Annotated in this window: 17 protein-coding genes and 1 rRNA gene; 2 read left to right on the forward strand and 16 right to left on the reverse strand. The window is 41.4% G+C overall.

Translation table 11 applies throughout. The features are described from left to right. Positions 1–64 (reverse strand): 16S ribosomal RNA (locus DP73_RS05015); the annotation flags it as partial. A 422-nt stretch (positions 65–486) separates the two neighbouring features. Beyond that, positions 487–810: a hypothetical protein gene (locus DP73_RS05020; protein WP_034597954.1), complete on the reverse strand. Its 324-nt coding sequence runs from the start codon at positions 808–810 to the stop codon at positions 487–489. 136 nt (positions 811–946) lie between these two features. Here DP73_RS05020 and DP73_RS05025 point away from each other — a divergent pair, with 136 nt between their 5' ends. Further along, positions 947–2,134, forward strand: coding sequence for an N-acetylmuramoyl-L-alanine amidase (locus DP73_RS05025; protein WP_034597955.1), 1,188 nt, complete (start codon positions 947–949; stop codon positions 2,132–2,134). Here DP73_RS05025 and DP73_RS05030 read toward each other — a convergent pair. From DP73_RS05030 to DP73_RS05060, 7 genes are all read right to left on the reverse strand, one after another. Further along, positions 2,131–3,717, reverse strand: coding sequence for a peptide chain release factor 3 (locus DP73_RS05030; protein ID WP_034597956.1), 1,587 nt, complete (start codon positions 3,715–3,717; stop codon positions 2,131–2,133). The two genes, DP73_RS05025 and DP73_RS05030, sit on opposite strands and share 4 nt — an antisense overlap. Positions 3,718–3,858: 141 nt before the next feature. Then, positions 3,859–4,215 (reverse strand): hypothetical protein, encoded by a 357-nt coding sequence (locus DP73_RS05035; protein WP_034598029.1) that lies wholly within the window; start codon positions 4,213–4,215, stop codon positions 3,859–3,861. A gap of 95 nt (positions 4,216–4,310) precedes the next feature. Further along, positions 4,311–5,147, reverse strand: coding sequence for a hypothetical protein (locus DP73_RS05040; RefSeq protein ID WP_034597957.1), 837 nt, complete (start codon positions 5,145–5,147; stop codon positions 4,311–4,313). 96 nt (positions 5,148–5,243) lie between these two features. After that, positions 5,244–5,996 carry a hypothetical protein gene (locus DP73_RS05045; protein WP_242865703.1) on the reverse strand — a complete coding sequence of 251 codons (753 nt, stop codon included), beginning with the start codon at positions 5,994–5,996 and terminating at the stop codon, positions 5,244–5,246. After that, positions 5,917–6,798, reverse strand: coding sequence for a diaminopimelate epimerase (dapF, locus tag DP73_RS05050; protein WP_034597958.1), 882 nt, complete (start codon positions 6,796–6,798; stop codon positions 5,917–5,919). Before dapF ends, DP73_RS05045 begins: the two co-directional genes overlap by 80 nt. An 89-nt stretch (positions 6,799–6,887) precedes the next feature. Then, complete coding sequence (locus tag DP73_RS05055) at positions 6,888–7,427, reverse strand: nitroreductase family protein (protein WP_034597960.1); 540 nt, start codon at positions 7,425–7,427, stop codon at positions 6,888–6,890. 34 nt (positions 7,428–7,461) lie between these two features. Next, positions 7,462–8,361: a DUF3658 domain-containing protein gene (locus DP73_RS05060; protein ID WP_034597961.1), complete on the reverse strand. Its 900-nt coding sequence runs from the start codon at positions 8,359–8,361 to the stop codon at positions 7,462–7,464. A 161-nt stretch (positions 8,362–8,522) separates the two neighbouring features. Between DP73_RS05060 and DP73_RS05065 the strand changes: the two genes are divergently transcribed. Then, complete coding sequence (locus tag DP73_RS05065) at positions 8,523–8,726, forward strand: hypothetical protein (protein WP_034597962.1); 204 nt, start codon at positions 8,523–8,525, stop codon at positions 8,724–8,726. A gap of 1,107 nt (positions 8,727–9,833) precedes the next feature. Here DP73_RS05065 and DP73_RS05085 read toward each other — a convergent pair. The 7 genes from DP73_RS05085 to fdnG all read right to left on the reverse strand — a co-directional run bounded on the left by DP73_RS05085 (position 9,834) and on the right by fdnG (position 17,638). Next, positions 9,834–10,628 (reverse strand): lipid II flippase Amj family protein, encoded by a 795-nt coding sequence (locus tag DP73_RS05085; protein WP_034597965.1) that lies wholly within the window; start codon positions 10,626–10,628, stop codon positions 9,834–9,836. 274 nt (positions 10,629–10,902) lie between these two features. Beyond that, on the reverse strand, positions 10,903–11,400 hold the full coding sequence (locus DP73_RS05090; RefSeq protein ID WP_034597966.1) for a hypothetical protein: 498 nt from the start codon (positions 11,398–11,400) through the stop codon (positions 10,903–10,905). A 375-nt stretch (positions 11,401–11,775) separates the two neighbouring features. Then, positions 11,776–12,021: a hypothetical protein gene (locus tag DP73_RS05095; RefSeq protein ID WP_034597967.1), complete on the reverse strand. Its 246-nt coding sequence runs from the start codon at positions 12,019–12,021 to the stop codon at positions 11,776–11,778. A 295-nt stretch (positions 12,022–12,316) separates the two neighbouring features. After that, entirely contained in the window at positions 12,317–13,093 is a 777-nt protein-coding gene (gene fdhE, locus DP73_RS05100) for a formate dehydrogenase accessory protein FdhE (protein WP_034597968.1), read from the reverse strand. A 23-nt stretch (positions 13,094–13,116) separates the two neighbouring features. Then, positions 13,117–13,818, reverse strand: a complete 702-nt coding sequence (locus DP73_RS05105; RefSeq protein WP_034597969.1) for a cytochrome b/b6 domain-containing protein — start codon at positions 13,816–13,818, stop codon at positions 13,117–13,119. Beyond that, the gene (locus DP73_RS05110) at positions 13,818–14,600 is read right to left on the reverse strand and encodes a 4Fe-4S dicluster domain-containing protein (RefSeq protein ID WP_034597970.1); all 783 of its coding nucleotides are present in this window, start codon (positions 14,598–14,600) and stop codon (positions 13,818–13,820) included. The genes DP73_RS05105 and DP73_RS05110 overlap by 1 nt, the downstream gene beginning before the upstream one ends. Before the next feature lie 2 nt (positions 14,601–14,602). Next, complete coding sequence (fdnG, locus tag DP73_RS05115) at positions 14,603–17,638, reverse strand: formate dehydrogenase-N subunit alpha (RefSeq protein ID WP_081962960.1); 3,036 nt, start codon at positions 17,636–17,638, stop codon at positions 14,603–14,605. Between the last annotated feature and the right edge of the window lies 1 nt (position 17,639).

A 17,639-nucleotide genomic window follows, 5' to 3' on the forward strand; every position in this document is an offset into this window, starting at 1 on the left:
CGACTTGCATGTGTTAGGCACGCCGCCAGCGTTCGTCCTGAGCCAGGATCAAACTCTCCAAAAAAAGTTATTTCAAACTTCTCATTAGAAGAAGATGATTGACTCATGATTTATTTTGAAACTCTTGCGAGTTTCTCTCATTGGCTGTCCTTGTTGTTTAGTTTTCAAAGATCAGGAATTTTTGTTTTGACCCGTTTGGGCCAGAATCATATCCTAGCATTTTCAACTTGCGATGTCAACACTTTTTTATCGATTAGTGGGAGCATGTAACCCCTTCCTAATCTTCCAGCACCTCATTTGTGGCGCTCAGTTATAATAGCATTATCACTATTCCCTGTCAACTAGTATTTCTAAGTTTTTATTTTCTATGCATCTCTATGCATCTCTTAGGCATTATATATAATTTTTTTTATTAAAATTTGAACCGGGAGTCTAAGTAATTACTTTTTTTGTACACCATAGATTATGCCGTTATAAGTCAAAGGGTTACAACTTTTTAGCAGAATATATTATAATCCACCGACTTACAGCTATATCATGCAAAAGGCAGTTACTTACAGACATGGATTTTTTCCAAGTTCTGTTCCACTTAACTCCCAGCCATTGACCAGAAAAATAGGCACTTCCTAAGAGAAGAACCGTAGATAATCTCCATCCAATTCCCAAGTGAATACGGAAAACTACCATAACAAGTACCGGAAAATGAACTGCGAAAAACCACTGAAGAGATAGTCTCTTAACATTCTCTCTCCAATACCCAAAAGGGATATTCAATACTATCACCAAAAACAGCAACCATCCCCAAACCATTTCCACACCCCTTTTCACTATTCTAAACAATAATAAAAGCAAGGGTTTTACAAACTTTTCTCAAATTATGTTTACGAAACACATTCTTACAATATACATAATGAGATAACTCTAGTGAGAGGAGTGTGCTGAAAGATTGTTTAATCGACCGCTGATTGTATTTATTAGCAAGCCCCTTATTTTTACGGGTATCATTGCGTTAATCATTTTATTGATGGGAGCCAGCACCTTAAAATTAACGTCCGTATTTTCTTCCAATTTAAAGGATAAAGTTATTGTGATAGACCCAGGGCATGGAGGAGCTGACCCTGGGGCCCAAAATTCAGGACTTAAAGAAAAAGATATAAATCTAGATATTTCGTTACGTTTAGGTAAAGTTTTAGAGTCTAAGGGGTGCAAAGTTATTCTAACCCGGGAAACAGATAAAGATTATTTTCTCCCGGGCTTTGTCAAAGGACGAATGGCTAAAAGAGCTGAGCTAAACCAAAGAATTCAAATTGCCTCAGAAAATAATGCTGATCTATTTCTTAGTATTCATGCAAACAGCTTCCCTCAACGAAATTCTTATGGAATGGAAACCTATTACCATCTGAAATCATCATCCGGAAAAGCCCTTGCCGAAGTAATTCACGAGCAGCTTATCCAAGTTCAACCTGACAATAAGCGTAGGGCCAAAGCCGGAGATTACTATTTAATTAACCAAGCTGAAATGCCTTCGGTCATAGTTGAGGTTGGATTTATATCCAATGCTCGAGAAAGAAAGCTATTATCCTCCGATGACTACCGCAATCAAGTGGCTAATGCTATCGGAACTGGGGTAGAGAAATATTTTGACGCTTATCCACAGGGAGTACGAGAAAATTTACCCACAGTTGCTCAAGAAGTTCCTCCTCTGATTAGTGAAAACTCATATAAACTCTACTTTTCAGATGATAATTTAGATAGTCTTGTACCAGAAATACGTCATATAAATCAATCCGAATGGTCTCGACTTGATCTTTCGCAAAAAACGAGCCTTGTCATGAGTAAGCTCATACAAGGCCCAGTTTCCAGTAAATTATCACCGACTATTGCTCCAACAACTAAATTAATTTCTGTGACAACACAGAACGGTTTAGCGACAATTAACTTTAGTAAAGAGATTAGAGATGATTTTGCAGGGGGTGCATCCGGGGAAAATATGACCATTCGATCGATCATCTGGTCTGTGACACAAATCCCTGGTATCACCGGAGTTCGCATTCTTGTTAATGGGGAATTTGGCGACTCCATTGGAGGACATATTCTGTTAGATCGAACTTTTACTACTCAATTTGGAGTTTAAAAGGGTTGATTATAAAATTTAATCTCATAGCGTTCGCTTAACCAATTTGCTTTCCATTGATCTAATAACAATACGGCATAGTTATCGTCTTTATCCATCACAACAGTGCTCATGCTTGACTCTGTAAGAAGCTTAACAGTCTTTTCGTCCTTTTCAACCCAGCGCACAATTTCAAAGGGCAGGTGTTGAATATTGACGTTTACCCCATACTCTTCACGCAACCTGTATTCTAAAACTTCAAACTGTAATTGGCCTACTACACCAACAATCGGAGCTTCTACCCCCACATGGAGGTCACGAAACACATGGATAGCGCCCTCTTCTTGCAGTTCCTGAATTCCTTTAATGAATTGCTTGCGCTTTAAAGCATTGGCAATATTTATCCGGGCAAAGTTTTCAGGACTAAAAAATGGCATTGCTTCAAATTGAAGTCCATCCTTTTCAGTAAGGACATCCCCAATCCTAAGAAGCCCGCTATCATGTACCCCGATAATGTCGCCAGCAAAGGCTTCATCGAGAATCGTTCTTTCTTGGGCGAACAACTGTTGAGGTTGGGCAAGGCGAAGACGACGGTGAGAGCGAGTGTGAATCACATTCATCCCTCGCTCATAGCGACCGGTACAGATACGAATAAAAGCAATTCTATCTCGATGCTGGGAATTCATGTTAGCTTGAATTTTGAAGATATACCCAGAAAAACTCGGTGTTTCTGGATCTAGCTCTCCTAAATTTGTGTTTCTGGGTTGTGGTGCCGGAGCTAGTTCCAAGAAATATTGCAGAAAATTAGGCACACCAAAGTTATTTAGGGCACTGCCGAAAAATACCGGTGTCACTTCTCCACGATCTACCCGTTCTTGAGAAAAGTCATTTCCAGCTAAGTCGAGAAGTTCAATCTCCTCGGTTAATTGTTTGACAAGACCTTCTCCGATACCATCCTGCACCAAGGGATCACTAAAAGCACCGGATATAGGCGGCTTAGCGCTGGATCTTGCACTTCCCTCAACAAAACGTTCCACTTGTCCGGTTTTGCGGTCATAAATCCCCTTAAAATCTTGACCCATACCAATTGGCCAATTCATAGCATAAGATTCAATTCCCAGTACCTTTTCTACTTCATCCATCAAATCAAGTGGATCCTTAGCATTGCGGTCAAATTTATTGATAAAGGTAAAAATCGGAATCCCACGCTGACGGCAGACCTCAAATAGTTTCTTGGTCTGGGTCTCAACCCCTTTTGCTGCATCAATCAGCATCACTGCACTATCCGCCGCAGTCAGAGTTCGGTAGGTATCCTCACTAAAATCCTGGTGCCCAGGTGTATCAAGGATATTAATAACGAATCCTTGATACTTAAATTGCAGAGCACTGGACGTAATGGAAATCCCACGCTGTCTCTCAAGTTCCATCCAATCCGAAGTAGCATAGCGTTCCGCTTTCCTTGCCTTTACCGAACCGGCTTCACGAATTGCCCCTCCAAAAAGAAGCAGCTTTTCGGTTAAGGTTGTTTTTCCTGCATCCGGATGAGAAATAATCGCAAAGGTTTTACGAGAATTAATTTCTGATTTTAAATCCGTGTGACTCAATGTTTTAACTCCTTAAACTAATCTTTTGTCATACATCATATTCGAAGGTTCAATTGTTTTTCAATTAGTATAAGAGTTAATTATACACGATATTGTATATATCCTCAATTGGCAGGCCCTATGAAAAAAACACCATTGTCTTCATGTCTCAATAACGGCTACAGGCTCAAAATCCTTAAGCTTGCAGATCTCTTTAAAATAGACCAGCAGGATGAAAACATCCCGCGGCTCTTCAAATTCTTCCACATGTTCGATGTTGATTTGTTTCCCTGCGAAGAAGGTCTTCAGATCCAGGTCCTTGTTATCTTCCTGTCCAATCAGTGCACTATATTCATTGACCAACTCCTGCAATTTGTTTTGATTTTCATCATTGACCTCCACATCCGGAAAGAGGTAATTGCTGGAGTTTTCCCCGAAGCAAAACATCTCTTTAATGGTTGATTCCCCTTCGGCAGCAGCCTCTTCTTCAGGTCTTAACATAATATATTTCTTCGACATCCTACTGTCCTTTCCGGAGGCTGAGCCTCCCTGATCTGGAATATTCCCAGATCCGATATGAATTCTAAGTGACATTTGGAAATTCCCTCATTTTACTATACTTTATTTTTACAAACACATGTGAACCTCATATCATATTTACAGTCAGGCTTAAAAGGCCATAATAATTTGAACTCCGAACTAATATTTATCAAACCACTTTCCAATCTTAATTCCAAGTCATTTTCCGCTTGAATAGCCCCTTCAATTCCACCATACTGTCCTTCTATCCCCATCTCATAGCCAACAAATAATGTATCTTCAGTGCTTTCTATGACTGCCGCATTAAGCTTTTTTGCAATAATTTCATTCATCTTTTTTATTTTGTCAATAGCCAGATTATCTGTCTTCCCAGTTATTTGTAGACATATTGACCAAATCTGCTGTAAATAAACATTTATCTGACTATGAACTCCTATTAATATACTATTTTTATAGGTATCTTTTCCGAAAACTAATAGATATTTGTCAATTTTATTAGTTAGATTATCGAGGAGACTTAATATTTTTCGTCGACTATTTAAATTATTCGTACTAGTAAAAAAGTATTTCCTTACTAAATATTCATAATCTCTATATTCGCTATCCTCGATACCCAAAAAGTCACAAGCTATCAATTCGATTTTGTTGCTATTTTCTAATGAATACTGTTTAATACCCTCTTTCATAGAAGACATATCTATATCAATTAAAATTACCTTTTTAAATTTAGATTCAAGTATGCGCAAATCAATATCATTACATTTACCTGCACCAAATATTGCAATACTTTCAAAGTCTGTAGTATTAGAAATAATATACTCTGTTACTTGATATCTATAACTACTCCATTCTTCGTAAGCTCCGGCAATTATTTGCGACTTCTTTAACTCATCAAAAAAGTTAAGGTCCATTAAAGCTCACCCCTACATTAAGTTATCATTTCAAAATATTATAACACGGTGAAAATGGCCTGTTCATGTTTTTTAGTCTTCCCCCTTTGGCAGTGATTAGTGAGTGAGTGTTTGTTCCGCCAGCCCCTCAATTTGTTTTCCTGAGACGGGCATGACACAATATTCTCGAATAGAAGAGGCGAAATAAGCCCCATCTTTTGCCTGTTCATAGCTTTCCAGAGTATAGCTCCCGTCAGGGCCTTCTTGATAAGTGATGGCTGCCGGAATAATCCCTCCTCCTTCTTCGCTCAGAACATTGTCATACAAGCGATAGCTTTGCGCAAAGGTTGTCACAAAAACCTTGAGTTTGCCGTCTTCCCGATAGCTGGCAAAGATATGGGGGGCCACAATGCAAAATCCGCCCTGCCGTCCCTTATGCTTTTGAACTTCCGTCTGATAGACGAGTCGGGCCACGGGATCATTCCCTTGATAGGCAAAATCAGGCAAGCTTACTTCCCGGCGAATCTGAAGACGGCTGTACCATTCCTGAGGGGATAAGGTTTCATCACTGACATTATTTCTCACCCCCATCAATTCCTTACCAAGCCTCATCAGAATTTGTCCCCGCAGTCCTTCGGCATTTCCTGCTTCAAACTGGGCTAAAACATAGGGCAAGGCATTCTCACCCCCATATTTGAGGATACTCTCATAAGCCAGATCATGAGCTTTGATATAATCGTCAGGATTAGAGGACTGCCCGGGAGAGGACATGATAGTCCGCAGATTGTCTTCAATAAGTTGGGCGACGTTCTGAGTCTGGGCACTCCAAACGCTGCCACATTTCGTCTGAAAATGTACCGCTTGCGACACTCGAAACCGTACCGGTCATGTGTACGTGTCCGTCATTATTAATGTCTATGTTAATGACTCCACCAGGCATATGTACCTTCACTTGATTATCTACTAAACCTAGCTTATAGGCAGCGCTTGCTGCCGCACAGCCACTACTGCCAGATGCCAAAGTATAACCTGCTCCCCGTTCCCAAATCTCAATTCGAATATTATTTCTATCAAGGACCTTTAGAAACTGCACATTTATCCTATTTGGGAACATGGGATGGTTCTCAATAACTGGCCCCAATTCTTTTGCTAGCTCCTCAGAAATTATATCCATGAGTAACACGCAGTGTGGGTTACCTATCGAGAGACATGTAATTCTGAACGAACCCTTTTCCGATTCTAAGACATCATCAATAACCTCGCGGGATAGTCCTGCCACTGGAATGGATTCACTCAAAAATGTAACAGTCCCCATATCAACCCTAATTAATTGACCTTTTCCGTCTAGTATGGTAACAAGCACCTCCCCTCCCAAGGTGTCCAAAGTGAAACTGTTCGTGTTTATATAGCCCTGATCAAAAAGATGCCTTGAAAAGATCCGAATTCCGTTTCCGCTTTTCTCGGCTTCACTACCGTCAGGATTTAAAATTCTTAGCTTTATGCAGCCGCCATCAAGGATTGGTCCATACAAAATCCCGTCCGATCCTATTCCAAAATTCCGATGACAAATTAGTTGGATATTTTCCATTGTTAGATTAAGCCTGGTTTTATTAGGGTCGATAACTATATAGTCGTTACCTAACGCATGATATTTTACATAATCTACTTTCATCTATTAACCCTCCTCAATAGACTACAATATCTTCTTTATCATTGGGTATACGTTATAGACAACATCTGCATGAAAATCGTTTTTTTAATTCACCAAACCTCCAGGTGTATTATCTCCTCGAGTTTTTTTCTGGGACGTGCCTTGGGAATTTCATTTGCATAACCAAGAGTAATGATACTCACAACGTATTTGTCGGGGGGAATATTTAAAATCGGCCTAATTTCTTCTTGTGTAAACCATGCAACCCAACATGTACCTAATCCTAAATTTTCAGCTTCGAGCACCATATGCTCTATGGCAATTGAGGTATCCCTTATTATCTGTTTAACTTCCTCCTGTGGACTGGCTTCATCTATTGAAATTGTCACATTATCTTTTATCCTAGAACGAATATCTGCAACACATACGATAAAAACTGGGGCGGAGAGCATCCAGCTCTGATGATGGGAAACTTCAGCTAGTTTTTGTCTGTTATGTTCCGACTTTACTATAACAAAATGCCACGGCTGTGTATTATCTCCGGATGGAGCAAGCCTAGCACTCTCAAGTATTTGAATTATTTTTTCATCTTCAACTGGCTTATCCTTATAACTTCTTATGCTTCTGCGCGTTTTGATCGGCTCAATCATATTTTTCTCCTTTAAATCTTCTCTCTGGCTTCACCTAAATTGGCGTTGATTTCTCTACTTTTCTTAAAATTTTTCCGTATGGATGAGATGCATCGTTATCTGCAACAATTTCTAATTGATTTTTAGCAATCATCATTTCAATGCGCAGGGCATACCAACCGTCTCCAACTCCTAACTGATATTTCCCCAAAATAGTCCCAATAAGGTGACCCATAACAAAATTACGATCCGGAATATTTTTTCTAATGATATGGTCGTAAAAATCTTCCTGAACAGAAATCAACCTACCGTTGACTAAAGCCCTCAATGGTGTATTTTCAGCTTTTAGATCATTCCAAAGACTGCTTTGCCATTGTTTTTCAATATTGGTTATTTCACGCGCCAAAGGCAAGAAACTATAAAACTGCTCTGGTGAAACTTCTGCCCAATAAGTACAAGACTGTATCGTGTCGTCTGAAACCTCCCAATAATCAGGTAGTGAAATTATACTCATTTTGCATTTAATGGTTCGTAAAGCATCACAGATAAAAGCAAAAGCACAAGCCGAAAATGGTGTATTGCTTTTCCAAACTCGTATGGGCTCTCCGTTTTTTGCAGAGATAATTAAGTTCTCAAAATCTTCACGCTGTGAGTTGAAGAATCGTGCTATTTGGTTATTCCCAATTTTTATTGACCCAAACACTCTGATAAATTCATTTTTGCGTTCTTCACTGTCAATTTCGCTGGCAATATCACCTATATCTAGGTTAAAGCCAATGTAGACGACATCCCTGCCAATGGCTTTACTTTCAAACTGTTTCTGGTTTTCCAACTCATTTTTTGATGGCCTCTTACCTATATATCCCATAGCATTGCTATGCACATTTTCTTGGTTGTAGTGTTTTGCCATTTTCATAGCACCTTTGGCGCTATCGCTAAATACAACTTCGAGCATATATTTACGACCTTGTAAGATAATTTGTGGGGGGAAAAGTAGAAGTGATACTAACACTTATGCTAATAATTTACATTATTCTACAACCACATGACTATCACCTTCTAAGTTGGCAAAACTAGCCATATAGTATTGAAACAGTATTTGGAAGGTGTTATGATATGGACAAAGAGGAAGAGCAGTTGTCAAACGAGGAGGACGAGAACATGAACGGTGCTGTAAAAGACCAAGGATATAGAAAAACATCACTGTCATCCCAAAAACTTAAGGAAATCTCTGTTCGCCCAGTGACAATTAAAGATGGAAAATTTCTGTTCGATAGAAAGAATAAAGACCACCGGTATATTGTAAACGAGGGAGAATAAGAGGTTTCATAATGCATTGGTTTAGCTTAGGCGATGTTTTTTATTTTGACGTTGGGTTCGACGATATACCAGAGTAATCCAAGAAAAGACCCGCCATAATTATGATTCAAGAAGGCGAAGACCTTTTCATCTTAGTATCTACTACAAGTGTCCCTCCGAATGATCCTCCTAAATATTTCGATCAATTCAAAATACCCATTTTTAATTGGCGAAAATCAGGGTTTTCAAAACCTTCGTGGGGTCTTGGTTTTAAATTAATACACGTTACGAGACAAGAACTTATGAGTTCGGTTAAGAAAGAGGATATTCTTGGGAAAATACACATAACTGATTTTGATATCTTGTTGAGTGAAATCGAATATATTCACGATAATTAGTAAGATCCCCTGCACAGGGGATCTTTTCTCATTTTCTCTGTTCCTTCCGAAACATTACCTGTCGTTCCTGTGAAAGTACACATATTATTACGCTTAGTCCTTACCTCTTCGGGTACATCCTCAAGTCCATAATAGTTGCATAAATCTCTAAGAGTTGTGCGATGCCGGCAAATTCTACTCATACTCATACATTAATACCTTGTGGTTCTTTTCATTATAGCTCTCTGCCCAACAAAATAACCGATGTAAGCCATTAGTAAAGGTAAAAACATTGCTCCAAAAAACAATTTGCTCCTCATAAAATCAAAAATATTAAACCCATTTACTGGAGCCATAAATGCAATTGTGACAAATACTAATGGACTTGGACCTATGATCATTGAAACAAATGAAAGTCCTAATCCAACTCCCCAAAACCAGTTATAAAAACCAAAAAGCTTGCTTTTCTTTCATAGCCTCTATAGGCACCGAACAACAGCCAAAAACCTAAGAATAACATAGTTAGGATAAAGTTTAAAAATGTGGGAGGGGGCCCATCTATTAATCCTTTCAGATTAATAAAAAAGTATAGAACAATGCTAAAGATCGCAAGAACCCAATTTATTACTATATTTATTGCCATGACACATATCACCTAACTTTCATAATTCCCCTAAAATGACCTAGGTGTCGCATAATCTTATTCGGTGCATTTTCAAATATTCTTTGTACGGTTCGTTCAGTAATGTCATCACGACCCGTAAAAGCTAGCTATAACTTTTGCAGCTGGCAAAAACATTATCTGTCCAAGTAACGTGCCAATTAGTTTAGTTGCAATGAGTAAAACTACTAGTGCCTTTACGTCCTCGTAGGGTCTGTTTCCTCTTAACGCCTGGTCAGTGATCATAGCGGATTTGGGGTCAATGAACAAGGTTAATAAAATTGTAGCTAGTCCATTGATCATTCCCGATGAACCAACAGCTGCTATCCTCTGGTGCTCAGTAACCAATATTGCAGAATAGTTCGCAGCAAGAACCCCTACTGTATAAATTCCTGTAACCAAGGCATTGATGATAAGCAGTCTCTTAGGAATTTCGCGATACCTAAGTCGCTGCAACATCGTTTTCGTTGGTCTAGTTGCACTTTTCATCATTCGCTTGATGTTACTTACTTGTAATGCTTCGACCACTAAAGACGGAATGGATCCAGTGGTTTCCAGCCGTTTTACTGCTACATCAAATACCCTGAGAAATGTTGGAATCAGAAGTATACCAAATAATGAACCTATTGTTGAAGCAAAAATCACCTTTCGCAGGTCGTTAATTGGGTCAATACCATAGAAAAGGCTTTCACCGATTATGAAACCAATTAACGGGGCCTGAAAAGTATTGGCAGTTCGTGAGACAAGTACGAATAGGTTGAACAAAGAAAACGACAAGGCAAACTGTCCACTTTTTACCGAGTTCAGCCTAACCGAGTACGAAAGAGTATCAATAAGGTGGATTACAAAAGTTAAGACCAATAATTCTAATAGAACTTTTTCCACTAAACCACTTCCCTTCTCCGAAAGGACGATTTAATCGTCAACTCACGTGATTTTCCCGAAGTCGGAGTGGTTACTACTCGCATTTACTCTCAGGCTTTAGGAAAACTCTGTTAACCTATGAACCATGCCATGTTCAGAGACAACTACGGACGGTAGTCCCTCAACATTACCAAGATGTAAAGGTTTCCATGTTCTCTGACCCTATTCATCATTCTCTAAGTTTCGGGAACACCATGAATGTGAAACCCTCTGTTATCGGAAGTTGTGGGTGACTTTACCCACTCAGCTGTTTTGCCTTGTTTCCATAGTATAGACCTGCACAGATTGTGACCACCATCCCTACGAATACTATTGGTAAAAATTCAATTCCAAATGAAGCTTCCTTATAAACAAACGCTACTACATGCATGGTGTTCTTTTGATTTAGGAGTTTCATTTCTTCACCAATTGCCTTACTCATAGCTACTTGTATGGTGTTCCAGGTTAAGTAAACAAATAGCCAAACACTTTCGACTTTGATACAATTGATCGTCAGTCTTCTAATACGGTACTGTTTTTCGGCATTTATTGGAGTTATCACCCAAAGATTATTAATCATATTTGGAAATCTACTGATATACGATAACAATACGTATAACCCAATACCGATCCCAGTAAGTAACACAAGGGATCCCTTTCCTTCCCAATCAACCTTTCCACTCATACCAAAATTAGTTGAAAGAAGATCAGGTGGTGTTTTTCCCCACCAAAGAAATGGCATGATTACTATCAAGACAACCCCAATTCCAGCAACTATCTCAACCTTAATTTCGCGTTTGGCTTATGGAATTTGTAGTGCGTGCCGATCACCAGGTATCTGCGATGTGCCCAAGCAGATCCACTCCTTTTCCAACTCTATTCTTTCTAATTATTACCCGTCTAAAGAGACATGACCTAGCAATTTCAGATAACGTCCCGAGGGTTTGCGACGTCGGGTTACTACATTCATATTCTCTCAGATGGCGAAAACCCTCTGTTACACGGAGCCAGGTGCCCCATAAGCCAGAAGCCGCCATGGACGGCGGCTCTTCAAATATTCTCATTCTTTATACATCTAATATTAATGATAATATTCTAAGATCTATTACAGCACCTAACTTCATATCCATTAGACTGCTCCTCTAAATCCAAATATTTGCTTAATAGGTACTTCAAGCTTTTGTTTTCCGGTGTGATAAACAATTTCATCGTCTTTTGTTCGTACTAACTCCCTTGTTGCTTCCCTCTCATCATCAAAAGCCTTAACAACCGCCATATCATCAATGTACCGTACACTATCTTCAATATGAGCCTCTAGTATCTGGATTTTTATAAATCTTTCCGGATATATTTTTCTGACTTCCTCCCATTTCATAAAATGCACCGCCTCATTGTTTCAATATAATCCCATTATACCATGTTACTTACATTCTAAAAATCCCCTTGAAAGTCACTCCTCCATAATGTCATTCCATTAAAGTTATATGCATTACAAAGATGTCGGCCCTAATTCTAGACACTCAAGCCGTCCAATTCGGAACCTGCCTTCTGAGAAAATCTTTTCAAGTGAAAATAATTTACCACTTTTCCAGTTTATAAAAACAGCAAATTGCCGGTCAAGTCTGACTTGGCCGGCAATTCCGGGCTAAGTCTCAGTTCAGTTCAACCTGCTACTGAAAGGTGAATTTGTGAGCATGGTCAGCCAACCATTTTTCTGCCGCATAATCCAGGGGGAGCGTTCTGATGTTTTCCCAATCCAGATCCTCTACATTCTGCACTCGTAAATCATATTCTTTAAAATACTGCCCACAAGCTTGACAGATAACCACCTCTAGCCTAGGGTACTCCTCTGCCTTAAGATAGTTCAGTTTTGAAGCTTCCTGAATTCCACAGCGAATACAACCAACGCGCTTAGCTACCCATTCATGTCCGCAGGTCGAACAATGTAAGAATCGTTTACCAATCGGTGAAGAAAGAACTGATACGGCGGCTAACTCTCCACAGATCGGACAACCCATACTTTGAGTGGCTGCCAGTCCAACATAATCCTTGACTTGGTTATTCCCCGAATTATTTTTGGTAACGACCATTGTCTCTCGAAACAACTGTGCTACACCAGATAAGGCAAGCTGCAGACGGCTTAAGAGCTCTGGGTTTAGCACAAGTTGAAAGGTTTTAAATTTGTGCCAAGCTTCTAATAACTCAGGCTCTGTGAGCAAAATATTACTTGCTCGATTTAACCGTTGACATAATTCTAGAATTGCTTCCTCAGGTAGTTCATTAATCGGATAGTAGGGGGGTGCCTTGGCTGGGCTGAGCTTTTCGGTCCAGAAAGAACCTCGCTCGGCTTGCCATTGTTTTACTTCTTTCTTAAGGAGGGTATAGGTCTCAAAGGCGTTGTCCATCGTACTTTCTCCTGACGGCTTCATAGTAATGTTATTGTTCATAAAGGACCACTCCTTATCATCTATCAGAGATTCTGCTGCTCATTCTTCAGGCGTTCATACCACTTAGCATGATGTGCCTTAGCAAACTTTTTGGATACATAACCATTGAGCATGCCGGACATAGCGACTCTGGAATCCGGATGTAAGAGGCCTAAGTATATATGTCCGATGACAGCGGCGGTCATGACAAACACTGAAAGATCATGCACCGGATAAGCCCACCTAACTAAGCTGGGCGGAAAATGTGGTGCCCACCACATGACAACCCCACTGAGAGTCACGAATATGGTACCAAAGATGGTGATCAAGGAATTAATTTTTTCTCCTCCATTGTACTTATCTTGGGCCGGATAGTTGCCATGCCCGCCGAAGAATTCCTTAGGGAAGGCACTAACATGCTGCAAATCTGATTTTGTAAAGTTAAAGGTGAATTTTAACCATCGCCAATGAAATCTTGGGTTTCCGACAAAGAAAAGCAATCCCACCACCACCACAAAGAAAACAGCTGATATTCGGTGAATCACCTGAGCAACGTGAATTCCCCCGACAATAGCCATGGCAGGTTGAAATAAAGAACTATAAACTCCCAGTCCGGTAAAAAGCAAAACAAAGAAAGAAACGGCATGAACCCAATGACTCAGGCGTTCACCTTTACTAAATCGCAATACCTGGTCTCCAACAATTCTTGGGGGTGCTTGATTTCCTGCTTTAGTTTTAGGAGCCATTAGTCTTTCCCTCCTTCTTTATAATTTCCCCTCAAGAGGTTGGCAAATACTCCGAGGACTACTGCCGCTGCCGCGCCACCCACTGCCACACTCCCTACAGGACGAACCACATCTTTCCAGATGGTTAGAGAGAGGGGAACCGTTGGGTTAGCTGGGAGGCCGTAAACCTCAGGACTTTCCAGCAACAAATAGAGATAGGTCAGGCCCCCCATTTCCGTTTCCCCATAGAGCTGGGCCTTGAGATGGGTCTTTTGAACCTCGGCAAGCCGCTTCTTTGCTTGAGCTAACATAGCATCACGTTCTCCAAAACCTAAGGCACCTGGTTGACAGGTCTGCACACAGGCTGGCAGCAAATTATTTTCAACCCGATCAATACACCCCGTACATTTAGAGGATTTTTTCTTGACCGGGTCGACCTTCGGTACCCCAAAGGGACAGTTCTCCACACAATAACCACAGCCGATACATTTATCTTGATTAATCACCACATACCCGGATTCCGTCTGAGTAATCGCACCGGAAGAACAGGCTTTCAGACAAGCGGGATCTGCGCAGTGGAAGCATTGGGCCTTGCGCATTAACCAATTCATTGTTTGGTTTTCATATTTTTCGATAACGGTCATATATGTCCAGGTTTTAGTTGTAAAATTCATTTGAGTTTGATAACTGGTGAGCAGCTGGGTTTTCTCTGCTGGAAGCTCATTCCATTCCTTGCAAGCCACTGAGCAAGCTTTGCACCCAGTACATTTAGAAGTGTCGACAAAAACCATCTTTTTCGTCATGGCTATGCCCTCCTTATCTTGACTAGGCAAACCTTATACTCCGGAGTACCGGCCCCAGGATCCAGCGCAGCAATGGTTAAATCATTAGTACTCGGACCGGGACTTAAGGAGGCAAAACCCCAGCTCCAGGGCATTCCGATGGTTTCAGTGTCTTTTCCGTTGACTTTGTAGGTCTGCAGGCGATCAGTCACTAAGGCCCGTACGATGATTTTGCCCCGTGCTGAAGCAACTTCGACCATATCCCCTTCTTTAACTCCAATCTTTTGCCCTAGGTTTTTACTGATTTCAGCAAAAGGTTCCGGCATGATTTCATTCAACCAGGGAATATTGCGGGTAATCCCTCCGGCACAGAAGTGCTCAACCACTCCATATGTGGTCAGCACATGGGGATACTCTTCCGACTTACCCAGCTGAGTTGAGACAACCAGAGCCACTGGGCTGATGGAAACCTTAGGATGTAAGATGTTTGTCGTAGGGCTTTCCGTGGGTTCGTAGTATTCCGGCATGGGTCCGTCTACGCAGAGACCTCCGGGACGTATCCCGATGGGTGGCAGACCATCTGTTGGGGTGGTTGTCGGTAACCCGCTCATATAAGTGGCAGTAAATAACCTGCCTACACCCTCGGGATTCATACGGAAACTTTGCTTCCCTTCCGGTGTATCAGGACCCTTAGTTTTATCGACAACATCCGCTCCATCGTTTCCTGCCCATACCTTAGATTCGCTATCCCACCAAATAAGCTGACGTTTAGCGTCAACCGGCCTTCCTGCTTCATCACAAGATGCTCGGTTGTAGAGAATACGAACATTTCCCGGCCAAGCAAAACTCCACTCTCTGAACAGTCCTAATCCTGTGGGGTCATCATTTTTACGACGGGCTGCCAGGTTTCCATTCCCTGTCACGCCGGCATAAATCCAACACCCTGTAGAAGCTGTCCCGATTGGTGCTTTAAGATAATCCCCGATTGTAGGCAGCAGCTTACCGGTGGTCTCGTCATAACCGCTCAACTCTTGAAGCACTTTCAAAGCGCTGGGTTCTCCCTCACCATAGTCCCAACGAGCCTTGAGTATTGGGGCATCCTTGGCATCCGTGCTGCCTTCATATAGCTTTCTGATTTTCTTGAAAAGGTGATCCAGCAGATCCAGATCCGGTTTCGATTCTCCAAGGGGCTTAATCGCCGCCTCTTTCCACTGAATCCAGCGGGAGGAATTAGACATACTGCCTGCTTTCTCATAAACAAAGGCCGCGGGGAACATGATGACTTCAGTCTTAATATCCGCCGGGTTCACCCCCGGTTCACGCCAAAACTGGGATGTCTCAATCTCGAAAAGGTCAGATACCACGAGCATATCAAGTTTAGCTAAGCCCGAACGGACTAACTTGCGATCCGGAATAGAAACCAGAGAGTTAGAGCCAACATTGAAGAGAAGCTTAAACTGTCCTTTATTCATCATCTCAAAGATTTTGACCATCGTAGCATTCACTGAAGGATTGGTCTTGGGTAAATAGTTAAATCCATAATCGTTTTCTTTTGTGGCGTTGGCACCAAACCAAGCTTTTAGCAGGGCAACCAGATGTTTCTCATAAAATGACCCATTACGCACCAGATAATCCCGCAAGGTCTTATCTGTATTAATCGGGTAGGGCAAATAACCCGGCAAATTACTGACCAGGTTAGCCATATCCGTCGAACCCTGAACATTGGGCTCTCCTCGTAAAGCATTGATGCCGCCGCCGGCTTTTCCGATGTTGCCCAACAACAGTTGGATAATAGCATAAGCTCGAATTCCTTGCACACCCGTGGTATGTTGAGTCATTCCCAAAGCGTAGAGAATACTTCCCGGTTTTCCTTTACAGAAGACCTCAGCAATTTCCTTAATCTTGGTTGCAGGAATTCCGGAAATGTTTTCCGCTGTTGCAAAGGTATATCTTGCATAGTGAACCTTAAGCTTGGCAAATACGCAATCAGGATCCTCCAGACTTTCTGCCTTCAGTGGCTTATTATCTGGACCAAGTTGATAAGCCCAGCTGGTAGTCGCATATTTTCTGGTCTTCTCGTTATAACCGGAGAAGATACCCTCTTCTAACTTGTAATCTTTGCTGATCTTCATTAGAGCGTTGGTGTAATTTAAGACATACTTCTCATCGTACAATTTTTGATTAATAATATAATTTATAATTGCTCCTAGATAGGCAATATCCGTTCCCGGACGAATTTGGGCAAAGATATCTGCTTTAGCAGCTGTCCGGGTAAAGCGGGGATCAACGACGATGATTTTCGCACCCTTTTCTTTAGCTCGATTTATCCACTTTATGGCAATAGGATGGTTTTCGGCACAGTTACTGCCAGCTATTAAGAAAACCTCAGAATTTTTCAGATCAGACCAGGAATTTGTCATGGCACCACGACCAAATGAGGGTGACAAACTTGCCACCGTGGGAGCGTGTCAGATCCTGGCCTGATGTTCATTATATGGAGTTCCGATCAAGCGACTGAATTTTGAAATCAGATATGACTCCTCATTATCAACTTCCGCTGATCCCAAAAAGGCGATTCCCTCCGCCCGGTTTACTAATAAGCTCTCCGGCAGTCCGGTTTTGGCATTCACAAGCTCATCGACAGCTTTCCAACTGACATCCCTGACTGCTTTAGTTTTCTTGGCCACAATGTCCAAGGCCTCTTCCCAAGAAATGTCTTCCCAATGATCAGCTCCGGGAGCCCGCCGTCTTGGCCTAATTACACGATCCGGCGAGTTAGCAACACTAAGTAAACTAGCAGCCTTTGGGCACAGCGTCCCTTCATTGGTGGGATGATCGGGATCACCTTCAAGATGTATAAGCTTACCATCTTTGACATACAAGAGCATCCCACAGCCACCGGAGCAGAAGTGACAAATACTAGGAATCTTTTTACTTCCCTCCAGCTTCAATACATATCCCTTGGCCTCAGCTACTGCGGGGTCAAACCCCAAACCAGCTGCCAAAGCAGCGATGGAAAGCCCAGAAAGTTTTAAGAAATTTCGACGCGAAACATCCATC

It is taken from the genome of Desulfosporosinus sp. HMP52 (assembly GCF_000765145.1).
In the GTDB taxonomy this organism is placed as follows: Bacteria; Bacillota; Desulfitobacteriia; order Desulfitobacteriales; family Desulfitobacteriaceae; genus Desulfosporosinus.